This window comes from Leifsonia sp. NPDC056665, assembly GCF_042791795.1.
Taxonomy (GTDB): domain Bacteria; phylum Actinomycetota; class Actinomycetes; order Actinomycetales; family Microbacteriaceae; genus Leifsonia.
This window is the reverse complement of sequence record NZ_JBHTXK010000012.1, coordinates 121714-128037: the sequence shown is the minus strand read 5'-3', so window position 1 is coordinate 128037 and position 6324 is coordinate 121714. Positions and strand designations below refer to the sequence as shown.

The following is a 6324-nucleotide window of genomic DNA, read 5'->3' as shown; positions in this document are numbered from 1 at the left end:
ACGCCGAGCGCTCCTCCTCGGGGGCGACCCCGAGCAGGTCGTGGGCGCCGCGCTCGATCCAGCGGGTGTCGCCGTCCGCGATCAGGTCGGCCACCTGCTCGCGGGGGACCGTGAGCGAGCCGAGCAGGTCCCAGCCGGACATGGCGAAGACACCGGGCTGCCAGGCGTTGAACGCGGCGAGCAGCAGGTGCGCGTCGCGGATCGCCGGGACGTCCGCCTCCGTGATGGAGTCGAGGGTCGTGTGGCCCTGCGTCGCGGCGATGAGGGAGGCCGTGGTGCAGGCGATCCCGTTCGTCGTGAACACCAGGTTGTAGTCGGCGGCCGGCCCGGTCAGCGCCTCCACCAGCTCCGACCGGATCAGCTCGGCCAGCTCGCCGCCCGGCATCTCCTCGTACCGGAACGGGTACAGGTCGTTCTTGTGCAGGGTCGCCCAGTGCACCAGCTCGTAGGTGAGCTCGTCGTGGTTCTGGAGGCCGTGCACCAGGCTCGCCGGCTCCACCCCGAGCTCCAGCGAGGTCCGCAGGGTGAGCCGCAGGAACTCGGTGTCGCCGGTCGCGAGGGCGTGGTGGTAGGCGGGCCGGTTGATGAAGTCGTAGGACAGGTCGGCGCCGACCGCGCCGGTGTCGCGGATGTCCTCCACCGTCAGGTTGAGCTCCTGGAAGGTGAAGCCGCCGACCTTGCGCACCATGCCCGCGATGACGTGGTTGGCCGCGTGCGAGAGCGGGTGGCCCTCCGACCAGGCCGGGAGGCCCTCTGCGCTCTTCTCGACGCCGAGGAAGCCGTTCGCGTCGAGCCGCAGCGCGCTCGTGCCGAGGTCGCCGAGCGAGTGGAGGGCGTCGCCGATGACCAGCCGCATCCCCGAGAACGTCGGGTCGAGCCAGTTGACCGAGGGCTGGCCCTCCTTGAAGTAGTGCAGGTAGACCCAGCGCCGGGTGACGCCGTCGACGCCGACGACCGGCGCGGTGACGCTCCAGTTCGTCTCCTTGACGCCGGGGGCGTAGAAGATGACGCGCTGCAGCTCGCCGATGATGTAGCCGCTCTCGGCCAGGGACGCCTCGGTCGCCGGATCGAGGTTCACCGAGTCGCGGTTCTCCGGCACCTCCGGCAGCAGGTGCCACTCCTCCGGCGGGATCTCGACCATGTGGTAGATGCCCGGGTAGTCCTTGTACGCCATCTCGGCGAGGCGGAAGTCCGCGCCCTTGCCGGTGTGGCCAGGCACGATGTCGTCGATGACGACGCCGCCGTGCTCTTCGGCGACGTCCGTCATCCGCTGGAAGGTCTCCTCGTCGCCGAAGATCGGGTCGATCTGGGTGCCGATCCGGTCGAAGTGCCCGTCGACGCTCGGGGTCTCCTGCCAGCCCCGGAGGCCGCCGGCGCGCTTCACCGGGCCGGTGTGCACGCCGTTGATGCCGATCCGCTCGAACACGCTCCACAGCTCCGGGTCCGCGAGAGCCGCGAGGAAGCTCTGGTCTTTGCGGGTGATGAGCGAGATCGGGTACGCGGTGAACCAGACGTCGGACGTCGACACCGCGCGGCGCGCGTCCGGCCGCGCATACGGGTTGCGCCACATGCTCGGCGAGCCGGAGAGCTGACGGCTGAGCACGTCGGCGTCCTTCAGCATCGACTGGCGGACCAGCCACTGCACGTACGCCGGGTTCAGCCCGTTCGCCGCGCGCGGGTCGGAGACCGTGCGGCGGATCGCGCCGCCGCGCAGGTTCGCGCGCGGGCGCAGCCGCCGCGGCCGGGCCGGGTAGAGCTGTTCGTCGTAGGTGATCTCGGTCGATTCGGGCTCGGCGCCCTCCGCAATCTCGTCCATCTCTCTCCTCTCGCCCCTTCCGGCCGCTGCCACCGTATCCCTTTCCGCCGAGACGTGAGCAATCGTGGAAATCGCACCCGCGATTTCCGCGAATAGTCACGTCTCGTTGGTGCGCCAGGGGAGGGGGAGGGACTCGGCGGGGGAGTCCGGGGGGACGATCAGGATGCCGGTCGCGGCGGCGAGGCCGCGCAGCATCGCGGCCCCGCGCCAGCGGGCGACGACGGGTCGGCCGTCGACGTCTGAGTAGGGGACGAGCACGGTCGATCCCGCGCGGCCCTCGACCTCGGCGTCGCCTGCGGGGCGCGTCGGCACGGGAGGCCGCCCGGCCAGCCCGGCCAGCAGCGGCTCCACGAGCGTGATCGCCGAGACCATCGCCGCGAGCGGGTTGCCGGGGAGCGCGGCGACGAGCCGCCCGTCCGGGAGCTCCGCGATCCGCGTCGGGCCGCCGGGCCGCATCGCCACCCCGTCGACCAGGAGGCGCGCGCCGAGCGCGCGGAGTGCGTCGCGGAGGTGGTCGGCCGACGACGTCCCGGTGCCGCCCGTCGTCACGATCAGCGCCGCATCGGCGTCGCGCAGCGCCGCCACGGTGTCCTCCAGCCGGTCGGGCACGCGCGCCGTGCCGCTCACCCGGCCGCCGAGCATCCCGACCAGCGCGGGGAGCTGCACGGCGAAGCTGTCGCGCACGCGCCCCGGCGCAGGCACCCCGGAGGTCACGACCTCGTCGCCCGTAAACACGAGTGCGACCGGCGGGACGGCCGCCACGAGCAGTTCGTCGGCGCCGGTCGCCGCGGCGAGGGCGACGTGCGCCGGGTTGAGCAGGGCGCCCGCGGCGATCAGCCGTTCCCCGGTCAGCGCCTCCGTGCCAGGGTGACGGATGTGGTGTCCGGGCCGCGGCTCACCCGCGACGGTCGAGCGCAGCATCCCGCCGGCGACCTCCCCGCTCTCGCTGCGGAGCACGGCGAAAGCGTCGGCCGCCACGAGCGCTCCCGTGACGATCGGGGCGGCCTCACCGCGCCCGGGGTCGGAGTCCACCAGCCTCCACGGCCCGTCGCCGGCGACCAGCCAGCCGTCCATCGCCGCGGACGCGAAGTGCGGGAGGTCGATCGGCGTCACGAGCTCGGCGGCCAGCCGCCGCCCGATGGCGGCGTGCAGCGGGACGCTCTCGGGCGGGAGCGCGGTACCGGCCGCCGCGGCGACGGCCCGCGCCTCGTGCCAGGACGGCCGTCCGTGGTGCCCGCTCACGGCGTGATGCCCATTCCCGATCCTCTTCCCGCAGTATTCGAATGACCGCCGCGGGCATTCCGGTAGGGTCTCACGCTACGCCGTGGTAAGCCTGGAGCATGAGTCGCACGACATCGCGAAAACAGATCACGCGCATCGTCGTCGGTGAATCGCGCAGCCGCCGGGAGGACGTGCTGGCCGTCGAGGAGCCGCTCGAGATCCGGGTTGCTGGGACGCCGCTCTCGATCACCATGCGCACGCCGGGGAGCGACTTCGACCTGGCGGCCGGCTTCCTCGTCTCCGAGGGCGTCGTCTCCCACGGCGACCAGCTCAGCGCCATCCGCTACTGCGCGGGAGGAGCGGTCGACGGTGAGAACACCTACAACGTCCTCGACGTGACGCTGGCGCCCGGAGTCCCGCGGCCGGACGCGAGCCTCGACCGCAACTTCTACATGACCAGCTCCTGCGGCCTGTGCGGCAAGGCGAGCATCGACGCCGTGCGGACCCGCTCCGCGTATCCGGTCGACGCCGACCCGGTCGCGATCACCGACGAGCTGCTCACCACGCTTCCCGACCGGCTGCGCGAGGGGCAGGCGATGTTCGAGAAGACCGGAGGCCTCCACGCCGCTGCGCTGTTCGACGGCGCGACCGGCGCGCTGCTCGTGCTGCGCGAGGACGTCGGCCGGCACAACGCGGTCGACAAGGTCGTCGGCTGGGCGCTCAAGGAGGACCGCCTCCCGCTGAGCGGGACCGTGCTGATGGTGTCCGGCAGGGCGAGCTTCGAGCTGGTCCAGAAGGCGTCGATGGCCGGCATCCCGATCCTCGCGGCGGTCTCGGCGCCGTCGTCGCTCGCGGTCGACCTGGGCCGGGAGCTCGGCCTCACCGTCGTCGGGTTCCTCCGGGGGTCGTCGATGGTGGTCTACTCCGGAGGCGAACGGATCACGGAGACGAAGCAGAAAGCGATGGCCTGATGGCGAAGACGGACGTCAACCCCGGCGACGAGTACCCCGGCCTGGAGGTCGGTCACAACAAGAAGTGGGCCGTCGGCGTGCCGGCCATCCTGCACTCGATGGAGCCCGCCATCCGCGACATGGGCCCGGCGCGCACTGCGAAGCTGATGACCGCGATCAACCAGAAGAACGGCTTCGACTGCATGAGCTGCGCGTGGCCCGACCCGGGCGACCGCAACATCCTCGAGTTCTGCGAGAACGGCGCGAAGGCCGTCACCTGGGAGGCCACCCCGATCACGGTCCCGACCAGCTTCTGGGCCGAGAACTCGCTGACCAGCCTGCTCGACAAGTCGGAGTACTGGCTCGGGATGCAGGGCCGCCTCGTGGAGCCGGTGCACAAGCCGGCCGGCGCCGACCACTACGAGCCGATCGGCTGGGACGAGGCCTTCGCCCTGATCGCCGACCGCCTGAACGGCCTCGCCTCGCCCGACCACGCGGCGTTCTACACCAGCGGCCGCACTGCGAACGAGACGGCGTTCGCCTACCAGCTCTTCGCCCGTGCGTTCGGCACCAACAACCTCCCGGACTGCTCGAACATGTGCCACGAGTCGACGGGGACGGCGCTCGGCGAGACCATCGGCATCGGCAAGTCGACCATCGCCTACGACGACTTCGGCAAGGCCGACCTGATCGTCGTGATGGGCCAGAACCCCGGCACGAACCACCCGCGCATGCTGACCGCGCTGGAGGAGGCCAAGCGCAACGGCGCCACCATCGTCGCGGTCAACCCGCTGCCGGAGGCCGGGCTGATCCGCTACAAGAACCCGCAGAAGCCGCGCGGCATCATCGGCACGGGCACGCAGATCGCCGACCACTTCCTGCAGATCCGCTCGGGCGGCGACATGGCCCTCCTGCAGGCGGTCTCGCAGCGGGTGCTGGAGGCCGAGGATGCGGCTCCCGGGACCGTGCTCGACCACGAGTTCCTCGCCGAGCACACCCTCGGCCTGGAGGAGTTCCGCGCGCACATCGCGACGCTCGACGACTTCACCGTCCTCGAGGCCACCGGGCTGACCCTGGAGGAGATCGACCTCCTCGCCGACCTCTACACCCGCTCCGAGCGGGTCATCATCACCTGGGCGATGGGCCTGACGCAGCAGAAGAACGCCGTCGCGACGCTCAAGGAGCTCATCACGCTGCTGCTCCTGCGCGGCAACATCGGCAAGCCCGGCGCCGGCGCCTCCCCGATCCGCGGGCACAGCAACGTGCAGGGCGACCGGACGATGGGCATCTGGGAGCAGATGCCGGACAAGTTCCTCGACGCGCTCCAGGCCGAGTTCGGCTTCGACCCGCCGCGCGCGCACGGCTTCGACGCGCTGCAGACGCTCGCCGGCCTCCAACGCGGCGACATCGACGTGTTCTTCGCGATGGGCGGCAACTTCGTCGCCGCGATCTCCGACACCGCCGCCGCCGAGGCGGCGATGCGCGGCGCCGGGCTGACCGTGCAGGTGTCGACCAAGCTGAACCGCTCGCACGTCGTCACCGGCGAGGAGGCGGTGATCCTGCCCACGCTCGGCCGCACCGAGGTGGACCTGCAGGCCGGCGGCCCGCAGTTCCTGTCGGTGGAGGACAGCGTGTGCGCCGTGCACGCGACGCACGGCAGGATCCCGCCGGTCGCGCCCGGGCTGCTGTCCGAGGTGGCGATCGTGTGCCGCCTCGCGGAGGCGACGCTCGGCGGTGAGCACGGGATCGACTGGGCCGGCTTCGAGGCCGAGTACGACGTCATCCGCGACCACATCAGCCGCGTCGTCCCGGGTTTCGGGACGTTCAACTCGGACGTCCGGCGCAAGGGCGGCTTCGTCCTCCCGAACGGCCCGCGCGACGAGCGCCGCTTCGACACGGCGACCGGCAAGGCGATGATCACCGTCAACGAACTGGAGCCGCTGGAGCGCCCGGAGGGCCGGCTGATCCTGCAGACGCTGCGGTCGCACGACCAGTTCAACACGACGATCTACAGCCTCAACGACCGCTACCGCGGCATCAAGAACGGCCGCGACGTGATCTTCGTCAACCCGGACGACCTGCTCGAGCTCGGGCTCACGGACGGCCAGCGCGTCGACATCCACAGCGAGTGGGCCGACGAGGTCGACCGTGTGCTCCCGAACTACCGGGTGGTGTCCTACCCGACCGCGCGCGGCTGCGCGGCGGCGTACTACCCGGAGGCGAACGTGCTGGTGCCGCTGCAGAGCGCCGCGACCGGCAGCAACACCCCCGTCTCCAAAGCCGTAATCGTCCGCCTCGTCCCCGTCCCCTAGCCCGACCCTCACTCCCAACCCTGAC

Annotated in this window: 4 protein-coding genes; 2 read left to right on the top strand and 2 right to left on the bottom strand. The window is 71.5% G+C overall.

The features are described 5' to 3' along the window. Together treS and ACFQ9V_RS13095 are read right to left on the bottom strand one after the other, a co-directional pair. Nucleotides 1-1816 (bottom strand): maltose alpha-D-glucosyltransferase (gene treS, locus ACFQ9V_RS13100; protein ID WP_382459571.1); only part of this gene is annotated, 1816 nt, incomplete at its 3' end. A gap of 96 nt (nt 1817-1912) precedes the next feature. Beyond that, nucleotides 1913-3058, bottom strand: coding sequence for a molybdopterin molybdotransferase MoeA (locus ACFQ9V_RS13095; RefSeq protein ID WP_382459570.1), 1146 nt, complete (start codon nt 3056-3058; stop codon nt 1913-1915). 98 nt (nt 3059-3156) lie between these two features. On the opposite strand from ACFQ9V_RS13095, the gene fdhD reads away from it, so the two are divergent. Together fdhD and ACFQ9V_RS13085 are read left to right on the top strand one after the other, a co-directional pair. Further along, entirely contained in the window at nt 3157-4008 is an 852-nt protein-coding gene (fdhD, locus tag ACFQ9V_RS13090) for a formate dehydrogenase accessory sulfurtransferase FdhD (RefSeq protein ID WP_382459569.1), read from the top strand. Further along, nucleotides 4008-6299 (top strand): FdhF/YdeP family oxidoreductase, encoded by a 2292-nt coding sequence (locus ACFQ9V_RS13085; protein ID WP_382459568.1) that lies wholly within the window; start codon nt 4008-4010, stop codon nt 6297-6299. The genes fdhD and ACFQ9V_RS13085 overlap by 1 nt, the downstream gene beginning before the upstream one ends. Nucleotides 6300-6324 lie beyond the last annotated feature (25 nt).

What these genes read in the sequence shown, in the direction of transcription:
- ACFQ9V_RS13085 (WP_382459568.1), top strand. Translation starts at nt 4,008, where the DNA reads ATGGCGAAGACGGACGTCAACCCCGGCGACGAGTACCCCGGCCTGGAG.
- fdhD (WP_382459569.1), top strand. Translation starts at nt 3,157, where the DNA reads ATGAGTCGCACGACATCGCGAAAACAGATCACGCGCATCGTCGTCGGT.